25 protein-coding genes and 1 pseudogene are annotated in these 26,142 nt (G+C 64.8%); 8 read left to right on the top strand and 18 right to left on the bottom strand.

Annotated elements, in window-relative coordinates; translation table 11 throughout:
* Positions 1-190: pseudogene (locus tag GSQ76_RS00400) on the top strand (ubiquinone-dependent pyruvate dehydrogenase); the annotation flags it as partial.
* Positions 191-199: 9 nt separating this feature from the next.
* Here GSQ76_RS00400 and GSQ76_RS00395 read toward each other — a convergent pair.
* Together GSQ76_RS00395 and GSQ76_RS00390 are read right to left on the bottom strand one after the other, a co-directional pair.
* Complete coding sequence (locus GSQ76_RS00395; RefSeq protein WP_158741941.1) at positions 200-1,504, bottom strand: MFS transporter; 1,305 nt, start codon at positions 1,502-1,504, stop codon at positions 200-202.
* A complete protein-coding gene (locus GSQ76_RS00390) occupies positions 1,501-2,538 on the bottom strand; it encodes an amidohydrolase (RefSeq protein ID WP_158741940.1) in 1,038 nt (345 codons plus the stop codon). The genes GSQ76_RS00395 and GSQ76_RS00390 overlap by 4 nt, the downstream gene beginning before the upstream one ends.
* 170 nt (positions 2,539-2,708) lie before the next feature.
* On the opposite strand from GSQ76_RS00390, the gene GSQ76_RS00385 reads away from it, so the two are divergent.
* A complete protein-coding gene (locus GSQ76_RS00385) occupies positions 2,709-4,238 on the top strand; it encodes an ABC transporter substrate-binding protein (protein WP_158741939.1) in 1,530 nt (509 codons plus the stop codon).
* On the opposite strand, the gene GSQ76_RS00380 is transcribed toward GSQ76_RS00385, so the two are convergent.
* Together GSQ76_RS00380 and GSQ76_RS00375 are read right to left on the bottom strand one after the other, a co-directional pair.
* A complete protein-coding gene (locus tag GSQ76_RS00380; protein ID WP_158741938.1) occupies positions 4,217-4,537 on the bottom strand; it encodes a hypothetical protein in 321 nt (106 codons plus the stop codon). The genes GSQ76_RS00385 and GSQ76_RS00380 overlap by 22 nt on opposite strands.
* A 75-nt stretch (positions 4,538-4,612) precedes the next feature.
* A complete protein-coding gene (locus tag GSQ76_RS00375) occupies positions 4,613-5,938 on the bottom strand; it encodes an amidase (RefSeq protein ID WP_158741937.1) in 1,326 nt (441 codons plus the stop codon).
* A 150-nt stretch (positions 5,939-6,088) separates the two neighbouring features.
* Between GSQ76_RS00375 and GSQ76_RS00370 the strand changes: the two genes are divergently transcribed.
* Positions 6,089-7,738: an amidase gene (locus GSQ76_RS00370; RefSeq protein WP_158741936.1), complete on the top strand. Its 1,650-nt coding sequence runs from the start codon at positions 6,089-6,091 to the stop codon at positions 7,736-7,738.
* A gap of 11 nt (positions 7,739-7,749) precedes the next feature.
* On the opposite strand, the gene GSQ76_RS00365 is transcribed toward GSQ76_RS00370, so the two are convergent.
* The 11 genes from GSQ76_RS00365 to GSQ76_RS00320 are packed head-to-tail and all read right to left on the bottom strand — an operon-like array spanning position 7,750 to position 17,069.
* Positions 7,750-8,400: an isochorismatase family protein gene (locus GSQ76_RS00365; protein WP_158741935.1), complete on the bottom strand. Its 651-nt coding sequence runs from the start codon at positions 8,398-8,400 to the stop codon at positions 7,750-7,752.
* A 12-nt stretch (positions 8,401-8,412) separates the two neighbouring features.
* The gene (locus tag GSQ76_RS00360; protein ID WP_158741934.1) at positions 8,413-8,592 is read right to left on the bottom strand and encodes a hypothetical protein; all 180 of its coding nucleotides are present in this window, start codon (positions 8,590-8,592) and stop codon (positions 8,413-8,415) included.
* Complete coding sequence (locus GSQ76_RS00355) at positions 8,589-9,974, bottom strand: amidase (RefSeq protein WP_158741933.1); 1,386 nt, start codon at positions 9,972-9,974, stop codon at positions 8,589-8,591. The genes GSQ76_RS00360 and GSQ76_RS00355 overlap by 4 nt, the downstream gene beginning before the upstream one ends.
* A complete protein-coding gene (locus GSQ76_RS00350; RefSeq protein ID WP_158741942.1) occupies positions 9,975-11,054 on the bottom strand; it encodes an ABC transporter ATP-binding protein in 1,080 nt (359 codons plus the stop codon). It lies immediately after the preceding gene.
* Positions 11,055-11,056: 2 nt separating this feature from the next.
* Positions 11,057-12,094 (bottom strand): ABC transporter ATP-binding protein, encoded by a 1,038-nt coding sequence (locus tag GSQ76_RS00345; RefSeq protein WP_254070157.1) that lies wholly within the window; start codon positions 12,092-12,094, stop codon positions 11,057-11,059.
* The gene (locus GSQ76_RS30975; RefSeq protein WP_216850824.1) at positions 12,095-12,400 is read right to left on the bottom strand and encodes an ABC transporter permease; all 306 of its coding nucleotides are present in this window, start codon (positions 12,398-12,400) and stop codon (positions 12,095-12,097) included.
* Positions 12,361-12,966 carry an ABC transporter permease gene (locus GSQ76_RS00340; protein ID WP_216850823.1) on the bottom strand — a complete coding sequence of 202 codons (606 nt, stop codon included), beginning with the start codon at positions 12,964-12,966 and terminating at the stop codon, positions 12,361-12,363. Before GSQ76_RS00340 ends, GSQ76_RS30975 begins: the two co-directional genes overlap by 40 nt.
* Entirely contained in the window at positions 12,963-13,889 is a 927-nt protein-coding gene (locus GSQ76_RS00335; RefSeq protein WP_158741932.1) for an ABC transporter permease, read from the bottom strand. Before GSQ76_RS00335 ends, GSQ76_RS00340 begins: the two co-directional genes overlap by 4 nt.
* A gap of 19 nt (positions 13,890-13,908) precedes the next feature.
* Positions 13,909-15,444, bottom strand: a complete 1,536-nt coding sequence (locus tag GSQ76_RS00330) for an ABC transporter substrate-binding protein (RefSeq protein WP_158741931.1) — start codon at positions 15,442-15,444, stop codon at positions 13,909-13,911.
* A gap of 12 nt (positions 15,445-15,456) precedes the next feature.
* Positions 15,457-15,651, bottom strand: a complete 195-nt coding sequence (locus tag GSQ76_RS00325) for a hypothetical protein (RefSeq protein ID WP_158741930.1) — start codon at positions 15,649-15,651, stop codon at positions 15,457-15,459.
* An 11-nt stretch (positions 15,652-15,662) separates the two neighbouring features.
* Positions 15,663-17,069: an amidase gene (locus tag GSQ76_RS00320; protein ID WP_158741929.1), complete on the bottom strand. Its 1,407-nt coding sequence runs from the start codon at positions 17,067-17,069 to the stop codon at positions 15,663-15,665.
* Positions 17,070-17,178: 109 nt separating this feature from the next.
* Between GSQ76_RS00320 and GSQ76_RS00315 the strand changes: the two genes are divergently transcribed.
* Positions 17,179-18,111, top strand: coding sequence for a LysR family transcriptional regulator (locus GSQ76_RS00315; RefSeq protein ID WP_158741928.1), 933 nt, complete (start codon positions 17,179-17,181; stop codon positions 18,109-18,111).
* Positions 18,112-18,118: 7 nt separating this feature from the next.
* Here GSQ76_RS00315 and GSQ76_RS00310 read toward each other — a convergent pair whose 3' ends face one another.
* A complete protein-coding gene (locus tag GSQ76_RS00310) occupies positions 18,119-19,570 on the bottom strand; it encodes a hypothetical protein (protein WP_158741927.1) in 1,452 nt (483 codons plus the stop codon).
* Between the two features lie 345 nt (positions 19,571-19,915).
* Between GSQ76_RS00310 and GSQ76_RS00305 the strand changes: the two genes are divergently transcribed.
* On the top strand, positions 19,916-21,139 hold the full coding sequence (locus tag GSQ76_RS00305; RefSeq protein ID WP_158741926.1) for an acyltransferase: 1,224 nt from the start codon (positions 19,916-19,918) through the stop codon (positions 21,137-21,139).
* Here GSQ76_RS00305 and GSQ76_RS00300 read toward each other — a convergent pair.
* Together GSQ76_RS00300 and gcvA are read right to left on the bottom strand one after the other, a co-directional pair.
* On the bottom strand, positions 21,136-22,017 hold the full coding sequence (locus GSQ76_RS00300) for an MBL fold metallo-hydrolase (protein WP_158741925.1): 882 nt from the start codon (positions 22,015-22,017) through the stop codon (positions 21,136-21,138). The genes GSQ76_RS00305 and GSQ76_RS00300 overlap by 4 nt on opposite strands.
* Before the next feature lie 56 nt (positions 22,018-22,073).
* Positions 22,074-22,973 (bottom strand): transcriptional regulator GcvA, encoded by a 900-nt coding sequence (gene gcvA / locus GSQ76_RS00295; RefSeq protein ID WP_158741924.1) that lies wholly within the window; start codon positions 22,971-22,973, stop codon positions 22,074-22,076.
* Between the two features lie 158 nt (positions 22,974-23,131).
* Between gcvA and GSQ76_RS00290 the strand changes: the two genes are divergently transcribed.
* The 3 genes from GSQ76_RS00290 (at position 23,132) to GSQ76_RS00280 (ending at position 26,140) form a co-directional block, all read left to right on the top strand.
* Positions 23,132-24,067: a 3-keto-5-aminohexanoate cleavage protein gene (locus GSQ76_RS00290; protein WP_158741923.1), complete on the top strand. Its 936-nt coding sequence runs from the start codon at positions 23,132-23,134 to the stop codon at positions 24,065-24,067.
* A 68-nt stretch (positions 24,068-24,135) separates the two neighbouring features.
* Positions 24,136-25,254 carry an ABC transporter substrate-binding protein gene (locus tag GSQ76_RS00285; RefSeq protein ID WP_158741922.1) on the top strand — a complete coding sequence of 373 codons (1,119 nt, stop codon included), beginning with the start codon at positions 24,136-24,138 and terminating at the stop codon, positions 25,252-25,254.
* Between the two features lie 19 nt (positions 25,255-25,273).
* Positions 25,274-26,140: a branched-chain amino acid ABC transporter permease gene (locus GSQ76_RS00280; RefSeq protein ID WP_158741921.1), complete on the top strand. Its 867-nt coding sequence runs from the start codon at positions 25,274-25,276 to the stop codon at positions 26,138-26,140.
* The last annotated feature ends 2 nt before the right edge of the window (positions 26,141-26,142 follow it).

Below are 26,142 nucleotides of genomic sequence, written 5' to 3'. Positions count from 1 at the left end.
CATCCAGGACGTGCTTGCCCATGACGGCCCGGCGTTGCTGGATGTGGTGACCAACACGCAGGAATTGGCCATGCCGCCGAAGATCGAATTGGCGCAGGTGAAAGGCTTCAGTCTGTGGGCGATGCGGGCGGTGATGAACGGCCGTGGCGACGAGCTTCTGGACGTCGCCCGCAGTAACCTCATCCGGTGAGGGTGCGGCTCATTCGGTCTTGACCATCGCAAAGAGTGAAAGGCTCATCACGACCGAGAGCGTCAACACCACCGTCAGGCCTAGCAGCCCAGCCGTGAACGAGCCCGTGGTGTCCTTCAGCCAGCCGACCATGAACGGCCCGACGAAGCCGCCGAACGCCCCGATGGAATTCATAAACGCCAGGCCGCCCGCGGCTGCCGGGCCAGTCAGGAACCGCGTGGGAATGGTCCAGAAGATCGTCCGGGCACAGACCGCACCCACCACCGCAATGGTCATCGCCACCATGCTGAGCACGAGCGAGCCGGTCAGCACCGATAGCCCCAACCCAGCCGCCCCCAGCGTGCAGGCCGCCACCAGGCTCCAGATCTTGCCACCACCGCGGCTGAGCGCCGCCATCCAGGCAATCATCACGACGGTCGTCACCACGTAGGGGATCGCCGCCACGAAGCCGATCGTCAGGTTGGACAGCCCGTGTCCTTTGAGAATCTGCGGCAACCAGATGCTGATGCCGTAGGCGCCCAGCGTGAAAGAGAAATTGATGCCCGAGAGGGTGAGGACGCGAATATCCTTGATTGCGGCCCAGAACTTGTTGCGTTCCCGCGGGCGGATTTCCTCCCGCAGCATGTCTGCCAGCGCGTCCTTCTCCGGCTGGGTCAGCCAGCTTGCGTCCTGCGGCTGGTCGGCGAGCAGGAACAGGGTGGCGATGCCGACAATGCAGACCGGCAGACCCTCTACGATGAACATCCACTGCCAACCGGTGAGCCCCGCCACACCCTGCATCTGGAACAACATGCCCGACATCGGTGCGCCGATCACTGACGAGATCGGCACCGATACGCCAAGCCAGCCGAGCATGCGGGTGCGATGCTCTGCCGGAAACCAGCAGGACAGGAAGAACATGGCGCCGGGAAAGAACCCGGCCTCCGCGACGCCGAGGATGAAGCGGATGATGTAGAAACTGTTCGGTCCCACCGCGAATGCCGTGGCCGCTGCGGCCAGACCCCAGGTGATCATGATGCGCCCCAGCCAGCGACGGGCGCCAACCCGGTATTGGATGAGGCTGCTCGGCACTTCGAATCCGCAATAGCCGACGAACAGCAGCCCGGCGCCCCAGCCGAATTGGGTCGCCGTCAGCCCCAGATCCTGGTTCATCGTCAGCGCGGCAAAGCCGACGCTGGTGCGATCGACGTAGTTGAACACCAGCGCGAACACCAACAGCGGCATCAGGCGCCAGGTGTTCTTGCGCAAGGCCGATGTCTGCAGCGCCAGGATCGCCGCATCGACAGGTCGCTCCACCGGCAGGGTCGCGCTCATGGAAGTTCGACCCGGTAGATCGCCTGGGCAGTGCCGCTGAACAAGGCGGTCTTCTCATCCACGCTGGCGCCGGCGGCCAATCGCTTGAACGCGTTCCAGCAGGCGCGATAACTGTAGGAGCCTTTGTCGACCGGGAAATTGCTCTCGAACATGCATCGCGCCGGGCCGAACGCCTCGATACACGTCTCGATGAACGGGCGCCACGCCGCTGCTAATTGCTGCGAGGACGGGGGATCCGGCTGCTTCTCGAAGTCGAAGCCGCTGATCCGCATGCCAAGGCCGCCCAGCTTGACACACACATTCGGACAGGCGCTCAGCGTCCGGATCGACCTGGACCACGCCGCCAGCACCGTCGTGTCGCGATAGGCATTGATGCCGAGCGGACCGCCGCAATGGTTTAGAATGATCTGCGTATCCGGGAACAAACGAGCCAGCGCCGTCAACTCATCCAGCTGCGGGTGGAACAGCCATGCGTCGAAGCTCAGCCCCAGCGGGGCGAGTTCGGCAAATCCCGCCCGATAGGATGCATCCGATAGCAAGCCGGGCGGAGCGACACTCCGCGGGTTCAGAAGGGAGGTATCCGCGTCCCAGGCGACCGTGTGCCGGATGCCGCGAAACCGGCCGTTGCCGGCGCGAATATGGGCCTCCAGCACAGGGCGGACGGCCGCACCAAGGCGAAGGTCGGCACGGCCAATGATGCCGGCGCACAGCAAGGTCGGCCCATAATGTCCGCTTGCGCCCATGGCGGCGACGCCGTTCACGAACTCCGTCTCACCGATGTCCCGCAACGAAACGGGGCCGGTGGCGCGATACATCGTCTGCGCCTGCATGAACAGGGTCGCCACGATGCGGTGACCAGAATTCGCATCGGCAAGCAATTCTTCGGCCATATAGCGCCAGCCTGGGCGATCCCACAGATGATGGTGCGCATCGATGATCGGCAGATCAGCCTCCAGCACCGCCTCTGCCTCTCTTGCAAGCCAATCCGGCCGCACGGGCAAATAGTTCGGGTCTGCTGTTGTCGACGTGCCCATAACTGGCCGTTCTCCAAATTTTGCACTTTGCGTATGCCCTGCGCGTGGCGAGTGCAAGTTTGGCAAGCAGGCCCATGAAACCTATTCACCACGCCATGAGAGCGGCGATGGTATGGTAATTGCCTTATCGTCTCCGCACTGTTCTGCAAGCACCCAAGGAGTTGCATCCTATGCTGCGAGATCCAATGAAGCGTCGTTCCTTCCTCGCCGGCTCTGCAGCCGTTGCCGCGTTGCCCGGCGCCGCGCGGGCGCAAAAGGCGCAGGATACACTGCGGGTGACGTGGCGCGACGCGGTGACGGATGTCGACCCCTATCGCAATTCCCTGCGCACCGGGCTGATCGTGTCGCATGAGGCATGGGATATGCTGGTCTACCGCGACCCGGAGACATTCAAGAACGTGCCCGCGCTCGCGACCGCGTGGACGCAGGTCGATCCGACCACGATCGACTTCACCCTGCGCGACGGGGTGAAATTCCATAACGGCGATGCGTTCGGGGCGGATGACGTCGTCTACACGATTCAGACGATCCTGAATGACCCGAAGGTTTCGGTGCCCAGCAACTTCGCCTTCTGGTCGGGGGCGGAGAAGATCAACGACCGGCAGGTCCGGCTGAAACTGAAGGCCCCGTTTCCCGCCGCGCTGGAATACCTGGCGATGCTGACACCGATCTATCCCAAGATGTACCGCGAGAAAGTTGGTCCAGAAGGTTATTCCAAAGCCCCGGTCGGCGCCGGCCCGTATCGCATCACGCGGGTGAACGGCAGCTCGTCCATCGAGTTCGAGCGGTTCGAGGGATATTATGCCGGCGCCCCCAAACCTCGCCCGGCGATCAAGACCCTCAAGATCACCGAGCTCCTAGATGCGGCAAGCGAGTTGTCGGCCTTCATCGCTGGGCAAGCCGACTGGATCTGGAACTACAACCCGGATCAGTTCGACAACCTGAAAATGTTGCCGGGCAAGCTGGCAATGCGCGCGGGCTCAATGCGGCTCGGCTACATGCAACTCGACGCGGCCGGCCGCAGCGGCAAGGACAATCCGCTCACCAACCTGAAGGTGCGGCAAGCAATCTTCCACGCGATCGATCGTAACGCCATCGCCCACAACCTGATGCAGGGCGATAGCCACCCGGTGGACGCCCCATGCTACCCCAGCCAGTTCGGCTGCGACCAGTCTGCCGCCGTGGCCTACGAATACGACCCCGCAAAGGCCAAGGCGTTGCTGAAGGAGGCCGGGTTTGCCGACGGTTTCACCACCACGCTATACACCTACGTGCTGCCAGCCTTTCCCGCTGCGGTGCAGAGCTATTTGCGGGCCGTAGGCATTACCCTGAACATCCAGCAATTGCAGGTGGGGGCCGAGATCGAAAAGGTGATGGCCGGCCAAACACCCACCAATCTCGGCACCTGGGGCAGCAACTCGGTCAACGACGTGTCGGCCATTTTGCCGTACTATTTCGGTGGCGGCTCCAACGACTACGCACATGACCCGGAGGTCCAGCAGGAGCTGCAACTGGCTGGCGCCGAGACCGACCCGGCGAAGCGGCAGACGCACTACACCGCCGCCATTCGCCGCGTGACCGATCAGGCTTACTGGCTGCCGCTCTACACCTCGGTGACGCAATACGCCTTCGTAAAGAACCTGGACTTCAAGCCGTTTCCCGACGAGCTGCCGCGGTTTTACCTGTCGCGCTGGCTGTAGCGGTGCAACCGCGCCGGCGCATGGTCCGCGGTATGCCAGCCTTTGGCCGCGCACGGGGCGGGATCACGATCGCCGTTAGCGCGTTCGACGATTCCCTTCGGGGTCAGCCGGACCAACCATTCCACTGAGGCATCATCCACTGATGGCATAAGGATCTCCTCGATCAGCGTGGTGCCGCTATCGAGCAGCGTCGTTAGCATGGCGCTGTATTTGCCAGCGCCGGGCATCCAGCCGGCTGCACGCGGGAAAGCGTACAGCAGCGTCTGTAGGCTGATCTCGACGGTCTGGTCGCTGGTCATTGCGCTGTGGCCATGGGGCACCAAACCCTTTTCGCCACATGAAGTTGCCAAAGCGGTTAACGCCTCCCGGTTACGTTATGCGAGGCTAGGCCGGGCACGATGGAAATCCGTGCGACCCTGAAACGCGCAGCCGGCGCGCAGCAATAGCGACTCGGCCCACCAGGCCGCCTCTAGCTGCAACCCGATCGGCAAACCGGCGCTCGTCAGCCCGCATGGGACCGACAAACCGGGGAGCGCGCCAAACGCGCCGGCATAGGTGTTCTTCGTCATGTCACGCGTGACGTTCAGCAGCGACGCTCCGTCCTCGATCGGTGGCGCCCCGACCGGCGCCGTGGGTGACAGCAGCATGTCGATCCCGCCGAACAGGCCACGCAGCGTGTGCATCCAGTGTCGCTTGAACGCCATCGCTTCGGCATATTGCATGCCGGTTACGTTCAGGCCGGTCAGCATCCGGGTGCGGATGTCCAAATCCACGGTTTCCGGCGCGTTCTTCAGCCGCTCGCCATAGATCGTGCAGGCATCGGCGAACACGGCGGCGGAGGTCGCTGCATGCACGCGCTCCGCTTCCGGTACATCGACCTCCACCAGGATGGCGCCCAATGCTTCCAAGGTGTGGGCGGCCGCCATGACGGCGGTGACGACATCCGGGTCGCAATCGTTGAAGTAATGGTTGCGTGGAATGCCGATGCGGCAGCCGGCGATCCCGTCGTGCAAATGCGGCAGGAAGTTCTCCAACGGCTGATCGACGGAATACGGATCCGCCGGATCGAACCCGGCGGTCACGGCGAAGATCAACGCGACATCCTCCACCCGCCGGGCCAGCGGCCCAATCGTGTCCAACGCCGCGCTAACGGGCACGCTGCCGCGGTTGGGGACCCGGCCGGAAGTCGGGCGCAGGCCGGACACGCCGCAAAACGCCGCTGGCAATCGCACCGAGCCGCCGGTATCGCTGCCCAGCGCCGCGTCGCAGAACCCGGCGGCCACCGCGGCGCCCGACCCGCCGGACGACCCCCCGGGAATCCGGTCCTCCGCCCAGGGGTTGCGGCATTGCCCACCCACCGTGCTGCGGGACCGGATGCCGAACGCCAGTTCCGCCATGTTCGCCTTGCCCATGATGACGGCACCAGCCCGGCGCAGCCGCTCCACCACGGGCGCGTCGCTATTGGGCAGCGCATCGCGCCGGAAGCTGGCACCGGCGGTGGTGGCGGTGCCCACCACGTCAATATTGTCCTTCACCGCGATCGTCATGCCGTGCAGCAGGCCGCGAGGTTCGTCGCCCGCATCCAACGCGGCGGCAACGGAGCGTGCTGGCCCCGCCATGATGGAGATGAGCGCGTTGAGCCGGGGATTATGCTGCTCCGCCTGGGCGATCTGTGCGTTGAGCTTGTCTTGGATGGTCATGCAGCATCGCTCCTTCGGCGGCGGACACCAGGTCCGTTTGTCCGAACAAACTAGAAAGCTGGCCTCGATCTTGCAACGTGAATTGGTGACAATATCCGCTTTGGCGGACCCTAAGCAAAGAGGCCCAGCGCGATGCCCAGCGATCCCCGGATGGCAGAAAACGATCCCACTCTGCTCGACAGCGACCCGGCCGCCGGCCTGCGAACTGCGCGTTCCGGCCGGCCCGGCGCCGCAGCCGTCATCGCCGAGATCGATCGGCTGAACCAGGCAGTGGGTGCGCAGGCGGCCGCGCATCTGGACCCGTTCGACGAGGCGGTGCATTTCCGTCGCGCCATGCTGGCCGGGGCGCAGGCCAAGCCCACGCGGGCCGGGCCGGTGAAGGCGGCGTCGTATTCTGGCGCGCCGTTGACCCTGGCCGCCCAGGCCGAAGCGCTGCAGGCGGGCACGCTATCCAGCGAGGAATTGGTGCACGCGGCGCTTGCCCGGCACGAGGCCTGGCAGCCGCACATCAATGCCTTCATCTCGGTCGAGCCGGAGGAGGCCATGGCCGCCGCCCGCGCGTCCGACACGCGGCGGGCGAGGGGAGGGGTGCTGGGTCCGCTCGACGGGTTGCCGATGGCGCATAAGGACATGTTCGACCGCACGGGCAAGGTCGCCACGGGCGGTAGCAAGATCCTGGCGGATCGGGTGGCCGATAGCACCTCCACCGTCGCAGCAAGGCTGGAGGCGGCGGGGGCAATTTGGCTGGGCGGGCTGAATATGGCGGAGTTCGCGGCATCGCCCACCGGGATCAATCCGCATTATGGCGCGATCCGCAATCCTTGGAATACCGAGTACATCGCCGGCGGTTCATCCAGCGGATCGGGCGCGGCTGCCGGGGCACGTATCGTTGCCGCAGCTTTAGGGTCGGACACGGGCGGCTCCATCCGCTTGCCAGCCGCTGTCTGCGGCGTGGTCGGCGTGAAGCCCAGTTATGGCCGGGTCAGCCGCGCCGGGGTGATGCCACGCGCCGTCTCGCTGGACACGGTCGGCCCCTTGGCCGCCACCGCATTGGACTGCGCGCTACTGTTGGCCGCCGTCGCTGGGCCCGACCCACTGGATCCGAGTGCGTTGGACCTGCCGATCCCCGACCCCGCCCGCGTCGTCGCCGCCGACCCGGCGAGTTTCACCGTCGCCGTGCTCGACAGCGCGGTGTTGGCCGATATGGCGCCTGACCTCGTTGCGCGGCACGAGGCTGCGCGCGCAATGCTGCAGCGATTGGGCGTGCGCATGGTGTCCGCGCGCATGGATTGGATGGACGAGATCTACGCCCTCGCCGATACGATTTCGAAGTGTGAGGCGGCGACGCTGCATGGGCGCTGGATGCGGGAGCGGCCGCAGGATTACTCGCCGCTCGTGTTCGCCCGCACCATGTCTGGCTTCCATATTCCGGCGACACGCTATGTCGAAGCGTTGGCGATGCGTGGACGCTTCCTGGACCGGTTCATCACCGATGTCTTAGGCGAAGCCGACGTGCTGTTCCTCCCCAGCATGCCAATCGCCGTGCCGCGGATAGATACTGTCGATGTAGCCGCCGGCAGCGACGTCGCCCGCGTCATCATGGGGCTGACCCGGCTGTCACGCCCGTTCAACTATCTGGGCGTCCCCGCCATCAGCGTGCCGTGCGGCATGGATGACGCCGGGTTACCTGTCGGCTTTCAACTCGTCGGTCGCCCGTTCTCGGAGGAGCGCCTGCTCGGCCTGGCCCATCTGTATCAGATGGCGACAGGATGGGCGGATGAAGTCCCGGCCGTGCCCTAGGCGCGGGTAATTCAGGCGGCGTTGCGGGCTTGATTGCCGATCTTGCGCAAATAGGCCAACACATCCGCCTTGGTTTCCACGTCACCGTACTTGGCGTTGATGTCGAAGAGGGCGGCGTCGTGCGGGGCGCGGTGCCGGTCGCCAACGCATTCGCGCGGTACGATCACCCGGTAGCCGTATTGGATGCCGTCCACTGCCGTCGCGCGCACGCAGCCGGAGGTCGAGCAGCCGGCCAGGATGATCGTGTCAACGCCCAGCGCGGTGAGCGTCGATGCCATTGGCGTGGCGAAGAAGCTGCTGGGATAGGTCTTTTCAAACACCAGATCCGCCGGGTCGGGTGCTACCTTCACATCGAACTCCCCCAGCACGGCGCCACGCACCATGCCGCGCAGGGCGGGGATCTTCTTGACGAACAGGCCGCCGTCTACGCCGGAGGGATGATACATCGGGCGAGTGTGGATGATCGGCACGCCAGCCTGTCGCGCAGTGTCCAGCAACTCCGTTGTTTCAGCGACGGCGTCGACCACGCCCTGGCCGAAGAAGGCCGCGCCTACGGTGGTATAGGCGCGAACGAAATCGATGACGATAATGGCTGGGCGGCTGCCATAGCCGATGCGGTGTTCGTAAAGGCCGCGGTAGTTCTCGATTAGGTCGTTGTCCATGTCAGTGTCTCCCTAAATGCCTGGGCCATAGGCTGGCGCGTCGGTCTTGCAGGCGACGGCGTCGCGCAGTGCTGTTGTGTCGCGTTGATTGCGGGCGATTTCCAGCCACCGGGCAAGGTGCTCGGGGGTCAGCCGGGTTAAACCGCGTTCGATGGCCAGTGCCTGGATCCGTTCCATGGTCCACTCCATCATGCGGCCTCCAACACTGGGCGCCTGCTGCGCCACTCCGTCGCTGCTTCGTAGGCGGCAGCGACATGCAGGATGGTTGCCTCCGCATGCCGGCGTCCCACGACTTGCCAGGCCAGCGGCAAGCCGCCAGGAGAGTAACCGATGCATTGGGCGATGACCGGTTGGTCGGACAGGTTGAACGGCGTCAGCATGGTTTCCACCGTGTAGGCCGTCATCTCCGGCTCCACGCCCAGGCGCGGGGCGACGTGCAACGGGCCGAATGTTACCAGCGCGTCGAACTGCGCCATCATCGCCTCCATCTGTAACGCAATCTGACGGCGGCGACGCTGCGCGGCGATATAGTCGACGGCGCTGACCAGCGAGCCCGCCAGCAGCTTGTCCCGCAGCGCGAAGCCAAGGTCGCCGGGGCGCTCGCGAAGTTCCTTTTCGTGGATCGCGGCGGATTCGGGTGGACCAATCAGCCGGCTCACCGCGAAGCAATCGGCAGCTGACACGGGCAGGGCGATCGGCGTGACGATTGCCCCGGCGTCCCGCAGCACCTGCACCGCGGCGGCGAAGGCGGCAGCCAACGGCGCGTCCGGCGCGGGCAGGCCGGGGCCTGGATCGTCGATGTAGGCGATGCGCATTTCGGCCAGGCCCTGCTGGGTTGGCGGCGGTAACCCGTCCCCCGATCGCAATGCGCCGAACACCAGCCGCGCGTCTTCGACGGTCCAGGTGAAGGTGCCCGGCTTATCCAGCGAGTAGCAATTCGACAGAATGCCGTCGCGGTCCAGCACGCCGGCGGTGGCGATCAGCCCCACCGTGCCGGTGGCCGCCGCCGGTAGCCGGACGGATCCGGTTGTGTCCGAGCCCAGGGCGAACAACGCCGTTCCAGCCGCCACGCTGGTGCCGGCGCCGGTGCTGGAGCCGCCGGTGAAGCGGGAGACGTCCCAGGGATTGCGCGCTGGGGGGAAGGGCAGGTCGAAATACTCGCCGCCATTGCCGGTGCCGTATTCCCACGTCGCCAGCTTCCCCATCAGCACCGCGCCAGCCTGGCGCAGCCGCGTCACCAAGGCGGCGTCTTGCGTTGGCACATTGTCCAGCCGAACGCGGGAGGCGCCGGTCGCCGGCATGCCGGCTACGTCGTAATTGTCCTTCACGCCGTAGGGAATGCCATGCAGCGGGCCGCGCAACTCGCCCGCCGCGACCTCTTTTTCCGCCACGCGAGCGGCATCCAGCGCGGCCTCGGTCGCGACGTGGATATAGCTGTGGATCTGCGCATCCACCGCGGCGATCCGGCCCAGACAGGCCTTGGTCAGCGCCACTGGCGAGATATCGCGGCTGGCAATCAATCCGCCTGCTTCGGCGACGCTCAGTTGCCAGAGATCCGTGTCGGCGATTGGCATTCAGGCAAGCTCCTGCGTCAGGGTCAGCGCCCGTTCCGCGATGGGCGAGCGGGTTTCGGGCAGTTCGGGGAAGTGACAGGCGGCGGCATGTCCGCTAGCGAGCGGCGTTAGCGCCGGGTCGTGCTCGACGCAGCGTTGCGGCAGGGTTTCGCCGGCAACAGTCGCCGCCGTCGTGCCGGGCTGCTTGGCCACCAGCCGGGCGCGGTAGCAGCGTGGGTGGAAGCGGCAACCGCCGGGCAGATGCGCGGCGGACCCGATTTCTCCGAACGAGGCAATGCGCGACCGCCTGCGTTCCAGCACCGGGTCCGGCACGGGGACGGCGGAGAGCAGGGTGATCGTGTAGGGGTGCAGCGGCGTCCCGTACAGACTTTCGCGCGGCCCCACTTCGATAATGCGACCAAGATACATCACCGCAACCCGGTGGCTGATGTGGCGTACCACCGCCAAATCATGGGCAATGAACAGGAACGATAGATCGTTCTCGCGCTGCAGCTTCTGCAGGAGGTTGATAATCTGCGCCTGGATCGACACGTCCAGCGCCGACACCGGCTCGTCCAGCACCAGCAGCCTCGGCGCCAACGTCATGGCGCGGGCGATGCCGATGCGCTGGCGTTGACCGCCGGAGAATTGGTGCGGATAGCGGCCGGCCTGCGCGGGGTCCAGTCCGACCCGGCGCATCGTGTCCTCCAGGCGTCGATGCCGCTCACCCATCGGGATGCCATGGACGCGCATGGGTTCCAGGATGATCGACCCGGCGGTCATGCGCGGGTCAAGAGATCCGTAGGGGTCTTGGAACACCATCTGCATCTGTCGGCGCAAGGCGCGCACCTGGCGGGTCGGCAGCCCCACGATGTCGGTGCCATCCAGACGGATGCTGCCGCTGTCGGCCGCGATCAGGCGCAGCACCAGCCGGCCCAGCGTACTCTTGCCGCTGCCGCTTTCGCCCACCAGCCCCAATGTTTCGCCGCGGCCCAGGGTGAACGACACGTCGTCCACCGCACGCACCGCATCGGATGGCCCGAAGATGCCGCGCCGCCGAGTGAAGCTGCGAGTGAGGTGTTCCACCTCCAGCAAGGGCATGCTCACGCCGCGTGCGCCATGTCGGGCCAGTGCAGGCAGGCGCTGCGGTGGCCGGCCTCGCCGACTGCCACCAGTGGCGGCCGTTCCGTCTCGCAATCCGCCCGCGCGCCGCGCAACCAGCAACGCGGCGCAAACGCGCAGCCCGGCGGCAGTTCGGCAATGTTGGGCGGGTGGCCGGGAATAGTGGGCAGATCCTCCTCCAACGCGGCGTCCAGCCGTGGGATCGAGCGGAAGAGCGCCCGTGTGTAGGGATGGCGCGGCGTGGCGAATAGCGGCCCGGCGGCGGCGGCCTCCACCACCCGGCCGCCATACATGACCGCGACCTGGTCGGCGTAGCGGGCGACGAGGCCGAGGTCGTGGGTGATGAGCACCAGTCCCATCCCAGTTTCGCGCCGCAGCCCATCCAGCAATTCCAGGATCTGCGCCTGCACCGTCACATCCAGCGCCGTGGTGGGTTCGTCCGCGATCAAGACCCGAGGATCCAGTGCGATGGCCATGGCAATCAGCACACGCTGCCGCATGCCGCCCGAGAGCTGATGCGGATAGGCGTGCATACGGCCCGGCGGGTCGGGGATCTGCACCCGCGCCAGCATGTCCGTCGCATGTGCCCACGCAGCCCGGCGCCCGATCGCGCGATGCGCCCGGATCACCTCTACCATCTGCTGGCCGATGGTGAATACGGGGTTCAACGCGGTCAGCGGGTCCTGGAACACCATCGAAATGCCGGCCCCGCGCAGGCGGCGCAATTCCTCCGGCGAGAACCGGGTCAAATCCTTGCCCTCGAACAGCACCGACCCGGCGGCCACCCGGCACGGCGGCGGCGCGATGCCCAGGGCGGACAGAAACGTCATCGACTTGCCCGAGCCGGACTCGCCGACCACGGCCAGCATCCTGCCGGCGTGAACTTGCAGGCTCACGTCGTCCAGCAACACGATCGGGTCGTGGCTGGTCGGCACCTCGGTCCGTAGGCGGCGGATTTCCAGGATGGGCGCGTCACGATCCAGGGTCACCGGGCTGGGTTGGGTGGCCACGTCCAGCACCTACAGAATCCTCGTGCCGGTCTGCCGCCGCATCTGCGGGTCCAGCGTGTCGCGCAACCCATCGCCCAGCAGGTTCAGCGCGATCACCGTCAGCGCGATGCATAGGCCTGCGGAGATCGAGATCCACGGGTTGCTGGCGATGAACCCCTGGCTGTCGGCGATGACGTTGCCCCAGGTGGGCGTCGGTGGCTGCACACCGAGGCCCAGGTAGCTGAGCCCCGTTTCCGACAGAATGGCCGAGGCCGCACTGACGGTCGCCACCACGATCACCGGCGGCAGCGCGTTCGGCAGCACGTGGCGCAGCACGATGGCGACATCGCCCTGCCGATGGAGTGCGATGCCTCGATGAACGGGCGCGGCCGGATCGTCAGCACGACCGACCGCATGACGGATGCCACGCGCGGCGTATACGCCACCGCCACCGCCACGATGATCGAGCTGAGCGTCGAGCCCCGCACCGCGACCAATGCCAAGGCCAGCAAAAACCCTGGAAAGGCGAGCAATATATCGTTGCCGGCCATGATCAACCGCTCCACCCAGCCGCCGAGATACCCGGCCGCTGCGCCGATGGCGGTGCCGAGCACGAGGGAGATCCCAACCACCGCGGCCGCAACCTCCAGCGACACATGCGCGCCCCAGATCAAGCGGGACAGCACGTCCCGCCCATATTGGTCGGTGCCCAACCAATGCGCCCCGTTCGGCTGCGCCAGCGTATTGGCCAAATCGGTTGCCAGCGGCGGATAGGGTGCGATCACAGGTGCGGCCACGGCGACGATGATCAGCAGCACCAGAACGACGAAGCCGATTGCGAAACCCCGATGCGCCGCATAGCGCCGCCAGGCCGCGGGTTCGTGGCGCAACACAGCGCTCATGCCCTACGCAACCGTGGATCGACCGCGAGGTATGCGACGTCGATCAGCGAGTTCACCACGACCACCGCCAGCGCCAGAACCAGCACGCCGGCCTGCACCAGTTGGTAATCCCGCGCCAGGATGCCCTTGAGGATGGTGGATCCTAAGCCAGGTCGGCTGAACACCGCCTCCACCAGAATGGCGCTGCCGAGCGACAGGGCGAAGGTAACGCCGATGATTGCCAGGATGGGGATCATCGCGTTGCGGAGCGCCAAGTGATATACCACCCGGCGCTCTGGCACGCCCATGGCGCGGGCGACGCGGATATGTTCCTGCATCAGCGCCTCCAGCATCGCCGAGCGGGTGAGCCGGGCGATATAGGCGGCGGTCGACACGCCCAGCACCAGCGCGGGCAGTGCCAGATGTTGCAACTGGTCCAGCAGATCATCCGACGAGGCGGCACCCAATGCCGGAAATAGGTGGATCTCGTGCGCCAGCAGCAGCACCGATACCAAGCCCAGCCAGAACACCGGGAAGGAAATACCCAGCAAGCCGCCGATCATTACCAGCGTGTCCGTCCAACTCCCGGCCCGGCGTGCGGTGACGATGCCCAATGGCACCCCCAGCAGCACGGCAATCGCCAAACCACTCAGCGCCAGCGCCGCAGAGGCCGGCAGGCTGTCCAGGATCTGGTCCAGCGCCGGTTGCCCGGTCACCACGGAGGCACCAAGGTCGCCCGTAACGGCGTGCCCAAGAAACCGGCCGTACTGCACCAGCAACGGCTGATCCAGGCCCAGATCGGCCCGCAAGGCGGCAATCGCCTGGGGCGTGGCGTAATCGCCCAGCATGGCAGTCGCCGGGTCACCGGGGATCAGCCGGATCAGGAAGAAAACCAGCGTGCAGATGCCGAACACCATCACGATCAATTGGACAAGTGTCTGCATGCTGTAGCGCAGCAAAGGGTTAGGCCTTCAGCGACGTGGAATAGAGCTGCACTGTGAACAGGGAGTTCTGCACCAGGCCCTCGACGTTGGGGCCGTGTGCCAGGAACAGGTTTTCGGCATAGATCGGAATTGCCGGCAGGTCGGTCATCGTTTTGGCCAGGATCTCGTGATAGATCGCCAGCCGCGCATCGGCCGCCTGGGTGTCGCCCAGCTTGGCCAACAAATCTTCGATCCCGGTGTAGTGCGCCGTGTTCAGGCCCGGCGGGAACGACTGCTTGGCAAACAGAGTGATCAGTGGGCTGTCCGGATCAGGCGGCCCGACCACGCCGGTGACGCAGGTTGGAATGTCGCCCTTGCTGCGGGCCTGTAGATAGGCGCCGCGCTCGAGGATCTTGATGTTCGCCTTGATCCCCACACCATTTAGGTCGCTGGCGATCGGCACCGTCAGTTTGTCGTATGGGTTGGCGGCAACGCCATAGAGATCGAGCGAAAACCCGTCCGCTCCCGCTGCCTTCAGCAACGCCTTCGCCTTATCCGGATCGTACGGATATTTCGGCACGTCCTCGGTATATTCGGGAAAGGACGGCGTCAGCACGCTGTAGCCGAAGGCGCGAGTGCCCTTAAAGAATCCGTCCAGGATCGCCTGGCGATTGATGCCGTACGCAATCGCCTGCCGCACCCGGATGTCGTCCAACGGCTTCACGGTCATGTTCAGGACGAGGTTGTTGGTGTGGTTGGCGGCGCGTTGCAGGATGGTGATGCCCTTCGCCGCCTTCAACTGAGTAATCACCTCCGGCTGCTGCAGCGCGTAGAATACGTCAATTTCGCCATTTTGCAGGGCGATCGCGGCAGCAGTTTCGTCGCGGATCAGGCGGAACACCAGCGTGTCGACCTTCGGCGCGCCCTCGAAATAGGTCGGGTTGGCGCGCAGCCGCACCTCGCTACCCGGCGTCCAACGTTCGAAGCTGAACGGCCCGGTGCCGACGGGCTGCAGTGGATAGCGTTGCTCGCCAATCGCCTCGAGCGCCCTGCGCGACACCATCCAGCCCTGGTTGAAGGCTGTCAGCTTCTGCAGGATGCCGGGATCGGGTCGGCTCAGCATGATCCGCACCGTCAGCTTGTCCGGCGCCTCCACACTTTGGATCGAGGTGAGCTGGCCGGAATAGGCGCTGTTGGTCGCCGGGTTCTTCACCCGTTCGATCGAAAACCTCACGTCGTCGGCGGTGAATTCGCCGTAGTTCTTGTGCCAGGTGACGCCAGGGCGGAGCGTGAAGGTGTAAACCTTGCCGCCTTCGCTGATCTCGTAGCCGGTGGCCAGGTCGGGGACGATCTTGTTCGTCGCCTGATCGTATTTCACCAGCCCGTTATAGATATTGCCAGCGACCGTTTGGTTTTCGATCTGGAAAATCCGCGCCGGGTCCAGGTTGCCGATATCGGAGGCGATGCGGACGCGCATGGTTCCGGTCGGCGCCGCACGGGCGGCGCTGGACGTGCCCAATGCCGCGGCGGCGGCACCCAACCCTAATAACCGGGCAACATCCCGACGAGCGATCATGTCTGCTGAATCCTAGACGGTTGGCGGCATGAACCGCGTGGGGTCGTAGATGTGAGCCGGCTCGTCGGTGCGCTCGCGCCGGGGCATGCGCGCGATCATGCCCTGGAGCTTCTCGTAGGCAACGAAGAGGTCCGCGTGGAATTCCACCGGCAGATCCAGCCCGGCCAAGCGGGCCAGGGTCAGCGCGTCGTCCTGATTGATGCTCATGACTTTGCTCCTCAGGCCAATGTCGGTACGCGGCGGTGCCAGTCGGTGACGCGTTGATACGCATCGGCACAACGCAACACGGTGGCCTCGTCGAACGGCTTGCCAGCGAGTTGGAACGACATTGGCAGCCCGCTCTTGGAAAAGCCGGATGGCACGACGATCGCCGGGTTGCCGGAGAGGGAGAACGGCATGGTGATCAGCCGCAGGCGCTTGAAGAAGTCGCTGCCCTCTTCAGTGGCCAGCACGGGAAGGCCAAGCCAGCCGGCTGTGGCCAGGATGTCGAAGCGGGCGAATGGGGCTAGCAGCTTGCGGGCCAGTTCGGTGCGCCATTGCATCGCGTGGACGTAGTCCTCGGCCCGCATCAGTGCCCCGCCCAACACCCGTTCGCGTAATTTCTTGCTGAACCACTCGGGGTGCGCCTTCATGTTCTTTTCGTGAACCGCATACAACTCGGCGGTGGAGATCAGCGTCTTGCAGTCGAGGTAGGGTTGCAGGTCGCCGAGATCGATTTGCTCGATCGTGGCGCCCAGGCCGGCGAGCACGCGGACGGCCTCGTCGGTCGCCTCGGTGATCTCGGGGTCGGCTTCCTCGGCATACCAATTGCGGACTACGCCAACGCGCAGCCCGCGGATGTCGCCGGACAGTCCCGCCACGTAATCCTCCGCCTTGCGGCCGGAACTGCTGGGGTCGACCGGATCGGGTCCCGCCATGGCACCCAGCATGATGGCGTTGTCGCGGGCGGAGGCGGTGATCGGCCCACAATGATCCAGCGAGTAGGTGTTCGGCACCACGCCGGTGCGGCTGACCAAGCCGTAAGTCGGCTTCAACCCGGTGACCCCACACATCGAGGCCGGCCAGCGCACCGACCCCCCGGTATCTGTGCCCACCGCCGCCGGCACGAACCGCGCGCCCACCGCGGCGCCCGACCCGCTGGAGGAGCCGCCGGGCAGATGATTGGTGTTCCACGGGTTCAGCGCCGGTGGAAAGGGCAGGTCCCAGGACGGGCCGCCGATCGCGTATTCGAAGGTCGCTGTCTTACCAACCAGCACGCCGCCGGCATCCCGCAGGTAGCGGACGAGCGTGGCGTCCTTTGTCGGAACTCGCTCCAGATCTTGTCGTGAATGGCCCGTGGTGCGTAGCCCGGCGGTGTCGACGTTATCCTTCAGCGCAAACGGGATGCCATGGAACGGCCCGCGATCGTGCCCGGCGCGCAACTCCTCACCGGCGCCACGCGCAGCCTGGCGCGCGTTGTCCGCGTCGACGGTCAGGAAGCTGTGCACGGCGCCGTCATGTCGCGCGATCCGGTCCAGATAGGCCTCCAGCAGCGCCTCCGGCGTGGTGGCGCCCTGGCGCAGCAGCGCGCCCATTCCGGCAATATCGTTGGTGGTGAGGTTATCGACGTCTTCGGCTATGGTCATGCTGTCATTCCCGCCTCGTGCGCCCGAAATCTGGTGACATCAGCAGTTTTGGCGCTGCAGCACGAGCGTGTCTAATATGGTTTTCTCATCCAACCATAAGTGAGGGGTTATGCCTGTCAGCCTGCGCCAGATGGAGGTGTTCCGCCTGCTGATGCAGACCCGCAACGTGACAGAAACCGCACGTTTGCTGCACATCTCGCAGCCAGCCGCGAGCCAGATGTTGAAGGAGTTGGAGCAGCGGCTGGGCCTGGCCCTGTTCGTTCGAGCTGGCAACCGAATCCGCCCGACTGGCGAGGCGCGGGCGTTGATCGAGGACGTGGAGCAGATCTTCGTCCGCATGGGCAAGATGGAGAGCAGGGCCGCGGAACTGCGCGATGCCACGGCCGGCAGCCTGGCGATCAGCACCATCGCGACCGTCACCGGCTCCATCCTGCCGCGGGCGCTGGCGAGCTTCCATATCGAGCGTCGCGGGGTGGAACTGTGCGTCAACACGCATTTGGCCCGCGACGTGGTGCAGGCCGTGTTGCGGGAGGAGGCGGATCTGGGCGTGCTCTACGCCCCGGTCGAGGACCACCAGGTGGCTGTCGAGCCGCTGTTGCGCACACAAATGGTTTGTATGCTGCCGCCACACCATGCCCTGGCCAACCAGACGCAGATCGACGTCAAAATGCTGGCCGATCAAACCCTGATCGTGCTGGACCCGAGCGTGTCCCCTGGCAAGCTGCTGCACGAACGCCTGCCCGGCCGGCGGCTGCGGACCGCCGGGGTGATCGAGGTAAACATGTCCTTCGCCGCGCTGTCGATGGTGCGGCACGGGCTGGGCCTGGTGGTGACGGACCCGATCATCTTGCTGTCCGGCCTGGCCGACGAACTTGTCGTGCGTCCGTTCGAGCCGACGATCGAACTGACGCTGTGCATGGTTTACTCGCGCCAGCGGCCTCTACCGCGCACGGCGGTTCGCTTCGTCGCCAATTTGAAGGCCGAGGTTGCCGCCGCCGTGACCCGGCTGCGCGAGGCGGGCATCCCAGCCGACATCGTCTGAACCGCGCCTAGGCCTGGTTGGCGCCGAACGGACGCGCCGGTTCGGCATGCAGCCGCTGCTGCATCTGGGATCGCAGACGCAGGGACTGCTGGTTCGTGGCGAAGCGAGCGCGCGCCAGGATGCCATACATGGCGCCCAGCAACCCGTAGAAGGTGAGCGAGATGATGTTCGGGCCAGACAGGACCGCCGCAATCAGCAGCCCCACCAGCCCGGCAGACGCCGCCTGAAGCGCCCAGGCATCATCCTCGCCGGATAGGAAGGGACTCATGATCGGAATCTCTCGCCGCAACGACAGTCCCGCCCAGATGAGCAGGCCAAGCCCCGGCAGGCCTGCACTGGCGAGCAACCCTGGGATGAGACTGGAGGATCGATTGCTGCCCCAACCAGCGCCCAGCCCCATCGTCGGGATCAGCAGCATGACACTGGCCGTGTCCGCCTGCGTCCGATCGTCGTAGGAGGAGGAGTCGGATTTGGTGAGCGTTGCCTCCGCCACCGTGTTCACCGCATGGACGATGCTGGGGAACACGATCGGCGCAGCGATTGCTGTCACGAAGCCGAAGAACACCACGGGGACGGCAACCCGAACGAAGCGCTGGCGCACCACCGGCGCCGCCCGTGCCACGACGTAGATGCCTGCCAAGCCCGCGCCAATGAGCAGAGTGCCGATGCCGGTGGTGGCGGTCGAGAGCAGGACACCGAACACCCCGCCCGCCAGGAGCCATTTAACCGCCGCCCCGCCCCGTCCGTGCAGCACGAGCCACCCGGCCGCGAAGCTCATGCCGGAGAGGAAGGTGGACAAGGAGGAGGGCTCGCTGAACGGCCCGTTGGTGCGGGGAACGCTCCCCATCATTTGGTCGTACAGCACGGCGATGCCGGGGTTGGAGTAGAAAAAGCTTATGGGGAAGGGAATGCCGGTCAGCCGGCTGGCGAGCTGCCAGGCGCTGACGACGAGTACCAGCACGCCAGACGCGAAATACATCGTCATCAACCGCCGTACTCGAACCGGATAGGACGCGATGTACAGAGCGGAGGAATAGACAAAGCCGATATCGATCAGCAAATAGAGCGTCTGCGTGATGTTGGCGCTTGAGAAGCTGAGCAGCACCTGGGTGTGATCTTCGGATTTCTGCGGCCAAACCTGCGCCTGCCCGCCGAATAGGGTCGGCAGTAAGAAGGCGCCAATGACCGCCAGGGCGACGAACAGCAACAACGGTGTAAGTCCTCGCACCACCTCGGCATTCGCCACAAAGCGGCCACCCATCATGCGCAGCACTACCAGGTGGCCCATGAACAGCATGGCCGGCAGGATATTGGGCTGCAGCCCGAGCGGACCGATGATCATCGAGGCAGCGGCCTCGAACCCTCCCGACAGGATGGTGAGGTAGAGCAACAGCTCAGGCGAGAACGCGCAGGCCAGGCAGAAGGGGATCAATAGCATCCCGAAGGCGGTGATCTGCATGGACCGGGCTTCCTACGCCGTCTGTTGCGTGCCGGGGCGCCGCCTGGCAGGCGCTGCGCAAACCCGGCGCCGCTATACCATGCTGAGGTGTCTGCGGTCCAAGGTCGCGTGGCGCGGCCAGACCCTGCGTCGCGTGGCGCGGCCAGACCCTGCTTGGCTCTGGTAACCCGCCCTCGGGTGGTTAACACTGCCCGGGCGTAGTTTGCGTCTCCCGTCATCCGGGCGACGGCCGACGACGATCCATAGGAAGGCCGCCATAAATGATACAAGTGCTGTAAAGTTGGAAGTTGGATCCCCTTGGCGACCTCTGGTTGAGGGCAAGGCGGCGGACAGGAGTTGGCGCGAGTGAGTACCTGGATGTTACGACTAGCGCGGCTACCGAGCCTGATCGGTCGGCCGCCGGGTGCTATCCAATACAACGCACAGATCGATGGTTTGCGCGGCTTGTCGATCTTGCTGGTGATCGTTTGGCACGTCTCGCTGCGTGCGGCACGGCACGCCAGCGAATTATCGGCGCAAGGTCCCGCGATCACCAATCTCTACAGCTACATCCCGCATGGCGAGATCGGCGTCGACTTCTTCTTCTTCATCAGTGCCATCGTCATCACGCAAATATTCGCCACAAGAACCGACAAGCGCCTGGAGGTTGGGAAGTTCTATGCCCGGCGGCTATGGCGCATCTATCCGCCCTACCTCGTTGCGCTCACCGGCTGCTTCATTGCGCTGTATGCGAGCGGCCACGCCCCTGGCAGTATTTCAGCCCTGGATCCAGATGCGGCCTCGCTGCCGGAAAGCTACGCCGCCAGCCTGTTCTATCTTCATGGACTGGTCTTCTCGACTGCGCCTTTGCTGGATCCGCCTCTGTGGTCGCTGGAGATCGAGATCCAGTTCTATCTGGTGGGCCCGCTGATTTGGGTGTTTTTCAAGTATATGCCGGACCGGACGAAGCGGGTCGCGGCGTTATCGGCGCTGCTCGCGGCGATGATCGTCATACCGCCGCTTCTCAAACTCTACATGCCGTTCGACGGCCGCTTCCGCTTCGGTCTGTTGGCGCATGCATATTTGTTCGTCGGTGGCATGTTGGCGGTCAGCCTGGATCTGGCAACGCCATCAACCGATCCGCGTCTTCGGCCGGCGCTGTATGACGCCATGCTGGCGGTCGGCCTCGTCGCTGCGGCTGGTGTCGGCCTGGTGCTGACGCAGATCGATGCGCAACCGAGCGGTTTCTGGGCGACGCTGCTGCTGAATGTCGTCACCATCGCCGCGATCTTCGGCGTCTTCCTGGGCGCGATGCGGGGGGCGATCGGGCGTTTCGTGTTCGGAATACCCTGGCTCTGCCTTATCGGGACGATGTGCTACTCGATCTATCTCACCCATGTCGTCGCGATCCAAATCGTCTCGGAGAAGCTCCTGGGCCGTCTCGCGTTCCGCAACCCGGAACTGATTTGGGGAGTCTGGTTCCTGGTGCTGATCCCGGTGTCGATCGCGGGCGGCATCGTGTTCTACGTGTATGTCGAGCGACCGTTCATGAGCCGCCGCAAAACCCGGCATCTGCAGCAGGTCAGTTAAAACTCCAGCCGCCACGCCTCCGGCACGATGCGGTAGGCGCCATGCTCTTCGCGGACATGGGCGTAGCCGGGGAAGTGCAGGTGCATGCCAGCGACGAGCTGCCGGGTAGCCGTGACCGAGGCCAGGATAGCCCGGCGGGTGGTTTGGGCCTGCGCCGGGTCGACGTCGAATAGGATGGTCACCTCTGGCCGGGGCACCTGAACCTCCGGCACGTGGGCGATATCGCCCCAGATCAGCAGGCTATCGCTGCCGGAACCGACCCGGTATCCGGTATGGCCCGGCGTGTGGCCCGGCAGCGGCACCGCGGTGACCCCTGGGAAGACCTCTCCATCCTGGAAAGTGCGGATCTTGCCCCGATAGGGCGCCATCTGCGCCTGCGCGCTTGGGAAGTAGGCGACACCCTGCTTCGTCTCGGCCACGCGGGCGGCCTCGGCGTCGTCGTTCCAGTAGGCCAGTTCGCGCTCGTGCATGCGCAGTTCGGCCGCGGGGAACCGGGCTGCGCCGGACGCGTCGGCCAGGGCATTGGAATGATCGGGGTGCATATGCGTCAGGAAGACCGTGTCGATCGCCGCCGGGTCGACCCCTGCCGCGGCCAGGTTGTCGAACAGCTTGCCCGCTGTCGGCTGCATGCTGTCGGCACATCCGCAATCGATCAACGCCACACGCCCCGCGCTGCGGATGAGGAAACAATTCACCGAGGTGCGCCGCGGGACCGGCCGGAACGACGCGACCAGTAAGGCCGCGGCATCCTCCTGGCTGATATTCTGCAGCACGGCCAACGAGCCCTCCAGGAACCCGTCGCTGAGTGCTGTGACGAGGACATCGCCGATACGGCGGTGGTGGACGCCGGGGACTTGATGGGTGGGGAGTTCGCTCATGGACGCATCGCTTGTAGCCGCGGATGGCGGCTTATACCATCGATCGGCAGAGCTGTTTAGGGGGGAGTGTCGCCGCTGGCCTGCGCCATCAGCCATTGCAGGAACGGCCGTAACGCGGCATCGCGCGACGTGCTGGCGCGGTAGGCCAGGTAGTATGCGTTGCCATCCTCGACCGTCCGCTCAATCGGGGTCACCAGCCGTCCGGCGGCCACATCCGTGCGGATCAGCGCCGCGCGGCCCAACGCCACGCCGATCCCCTCCATCGCCGCCTGATACGCCAGTGACGAACTGCCGAAGCTGATACTGTGTAGCCCGGCAATGTCCATGCGTCCGTTCGCCGCCAGCCATGTCGCCCAGCTATCCGGGAATACTGCGGAGTGCAGCAAGGTGTGCTGCGGCAGGTCATCCAGGCTGCGCAACGGTTTTGCACCCAACAACGCCGGGCTGCAGATCGGCACCACCCGGCCGCTGAGCAGGCGATGGCACACCATGCCGGGCCACTCGGCCTGCCCCAGATAGATGGCGGCATCCACCTCGTCGTCGCTGAACGGGTTCGGCACCGCCGCGATCGAGGTGCTGAGCCGAATGCCGCCGGCGGAAATGCCCTCGAAACTGGCCAGCCGTGGCATCAGCCAATGCATGGTGAACATCATCGAGGCGAAGATGTGCAGGGGCCGCTGGTCGCGCGTGCCAGCAACCCGCCTCGTCGTGGCAGCGATGCGCGCGAAAGCGTCGGTGAGCGTCTCGAGGTATTCGCGACCGGGGAGGGTCAGCGTCACCTCCCGGTAACCGCGGCGGAACAGCGGCACCGCCAGATGATCCTCCAGCAATTTGATCTGCCGGCTGATCGCGCTGGGGGTAACGAGCAGCTCCGTCGCGGCATGGGTGAAGCTGAGAAGGCGGCCAGCAGCCTCGAACGCACGCAGCGCGTTGAGCGGTGGTAGGCGCTCAGCCAATTGTCATTTCCTCAACCGGCTCCTGTTTCGATTTTGCCTCGCCTCACATCGCCGCGGCTTCACATCAGTTTAACTCATCCCAGTGTTCCCGTAACTATGTTGACCGCCTGCTCGGTGCAATCGAGAGTTCCGCCCAATAACATACGGGGGACACGGCCATGGCAGCCGCCAAGAAAATCATCATCACCTGCGCGTCGACTGGCGCATCCATGACGCCGTCCATGTCGCCCTACCTGCCGATAACGCCCCAGCAGATCGCCGAGCAATCGATCGAGGGTGTGAAGGCGGGGGCCGCGATCGTGCATTTGCATGCGCGCAGCCCCGTGGACGGCCGCCCCAGCAACGTGACGGCGGACTGGGACGCCTTCATTTCCCCCATCAAGGCGAGCTGCGACGCCATCATCAACATGTCCGCCTCCCTAGGCGCCACGGCCGAAAGCCGCCTGGAGGCTGTGCTGGCGCTGCGGCCGGAAATCGCGACCGTGATCGTCGGCTCGATGAACTACGGCAACTTCAAGAAGGCGCGTGAGCAGGGGTTCAGCGAGGCCGATGTCGCCGGGTTCAAGCACCAGTGGGAGAAAGACTCGTTTGGCCCCGGCAGCTACGACGTCGTCACCTCCAACAGTTTTAAGACCATCGATGCTATGATTGCGATGCTGACCGACGCCGGGATCGCTATGGAGTTCGAGATCTACGACGTCGGCCACCTGACGGTGCTGGAACACCATTTGAACCGTCGCAAAGTCGGCGGCAAGATCATCGTGCAATTCCTCACCGGCATCCTGGGTGGCATCACCTCCGACATCGACCACCTGTTGCATTTGAAGAACACGGCGGAACGGATGTTCGGCGACCAATTGGTGCTGTTCACCCACGGCACTGGCATGCGCAACATTCGAACGGCGACGTTCGGCGGAATGATGGGCACCCATATTCGCATCGGCCAGGAGGACAATCTGTTCGACCGCCCGGGCAAGCCGTTCAAGAGCAATGCCGAGCAGGTGGCGAAGATCAAGCATATCTTCGACGAACTGAACATCGACACCGCAACCCCGGCCGAGGCCCGCGCCATGCTAGGCATTCCCGCAAAATAGGCTATCGTCGCACGACAATAAGCTGCGTGGCAAAGTCACGCAGAAAAACAGGCGGGGAGACTATCCAAATGCGTTGCACATTGCGGGTGTCGGTTTGCGCTGCCGTTCTGCTGACGGGAAGTTGGGTCAATTACGCCCAGGCTGCCGAAGACATCACCTTGGCGGCGCTGCTGCCGACCTCCGGCCCCAGCGCCTCCGTCGGGCAAGAAGAGCAGCAGGGCGTGCAATTCGCGATGGACGAGATCAACGCGGCTGGCGGCATCCGCGGCCATATGCTGCGGATCAACTTCGACGACACGCAGGGCAAGCCGGACCAGGCGGTGCTGGCGTTGAACCGGGAGATCGACCTCAACAAGGTTCCCGCGGTCATCACCGCCTTCTCCGCCCCCAGCCTGGCCATCGCCCCGCTGGCAACGCGCAAGAAGGTGCTGGTCTTGAACCCGGCGGCGCAGGCGGATAAACTGGGCACGGCGTCGCCATACATGTTCAACACCATGCCATTGACCCGCGACGAGACCGAGGTGTTGGCGCATTACCTGACCAAGACGCTGGGCAAGAAGACCGCTTCCATCATCTACGAGAACTCCGCCGCCGGGATCGATGGACGCAACGATTTCATTGAGAATTTCAAGAAATTCGGCGGCGCGATCCTGAGTGACGAGCCAATCCAGCCGGCCGATACCAACTTTCGCCCAATGATCTTAAAGGCTGCGGCGGCGAAGCCGGATGTCGTGTTCACCAACGTCATCCAGGGTGACAGCCTGCCGCAATTCGTCGATCAGGTGACGCAGCATGGCGGCTTCCCCACCGTTGTCGGCACAACGTTCCTGACGCCCGCGATGGGTTTGGCCGGTAGCAATGGCTGGTATTACACCGCCATCCGCGGCGCGTTGCCGCCAGAAACCGATCAAGCGATCATGAAGAAGTTCGGCACCAAATCCGTCAGCGTCTACACCCGCGAATATTACAACGACACCCGCATCCTGGCCCGTGTCGCCGAGAGCCTGATCGACAACCAGAAAGAACTGACGGGCGAGAACTTTCGCACCGAACTGATGCGCATCCGCACCTTCGACGGTGTGGCAAAAATCAGCTTCGACACCAACACCGCGGTGCGCAACATCGACATTCTGCAGGTGCAGAACCTGGTTGGCACGAAGGTCGCGGAGGGACGGGTCGGCGAATAGCGACGCCGTAGGCTATCCCATGCTGTTCCTGGACCTGCTCGCCGATGGCGTGGTGACCGGTTGCGCCGTCGGTGTGGTCGCGGTCACCTTTACGATGATCTACTCCACCACCCGCGTGTTCCACGTCGCGCACGCGGGCATCTATACGGTCGCCGGGTATTCAACCTGGTTCCTCACCACGCGCGGGCTGCCGTTCTGGTTGGCGATCATCTGTTCCATCGCGGTATGCGCCGCGGTGGGGGCGCTGATCCAACATCAACTATACACCCGGCTTGCCCGGCGTGACGCCCCGCCGCTGGTATTGCTGATCGCCTCGCTGGGCGCGCTGGTGGTGATCCAGAACCTGATGGCGGCGCTGTTTTCCCCCAACATCCTGCAAATCCCGGCCGATTGGCGAGTGTTGACGGTAGGAATTGGCAGCATCCGGTTGAGCATGCCGCAGATCTTGCTGGCAGTGAGCAGTCTGGTGATCTTTGCTGGCTTGTTGGCCTGGTCACGCTACACCTCGCTGGGCAAGCGCACGCGCGCGGTGGCGGCGAACGAATTCCTGGCGGAGATTACCCGGTTGGAGCCGCGTCGGGTCTACATCACGGTCATGGCCATAGCGTCCGGCGTGCTGGCGGTGCCGGGTAGCCTGACCGCGCTGGATCATGGATTGCAGCCCTACACCGGCACGCTGGTATTGCTGACAGCGACGATTGCGATGATTGCCGGAGGGATGGGTAATCTGTTCGGCGCGTTCGTGACGTCGGTGATCCTGGCGGCGTTGCAAACCACCTCCACCCTGGTGATCCCCGGGCAATGGAGCATTGCGGCAACGTTCGGGTTGTTCGTGATCCTGATGATCGTGGCACCCACCGGGCTATTTGCCCGGCGGCCGCGCTAGCT

Source organism: Acidisphaera sp. L21, from assembly GCF_009765685.1.
GTDB lineage: Bacteria > Pseudomonadota > Alphaproteobacteria > Acetobacterales > Acetobacteraceae > LMUY01.
Note: the sequence above shows the minus strand (reverse complement) of the source record. Positions and strands in the feature narration are given on the sequence as shown.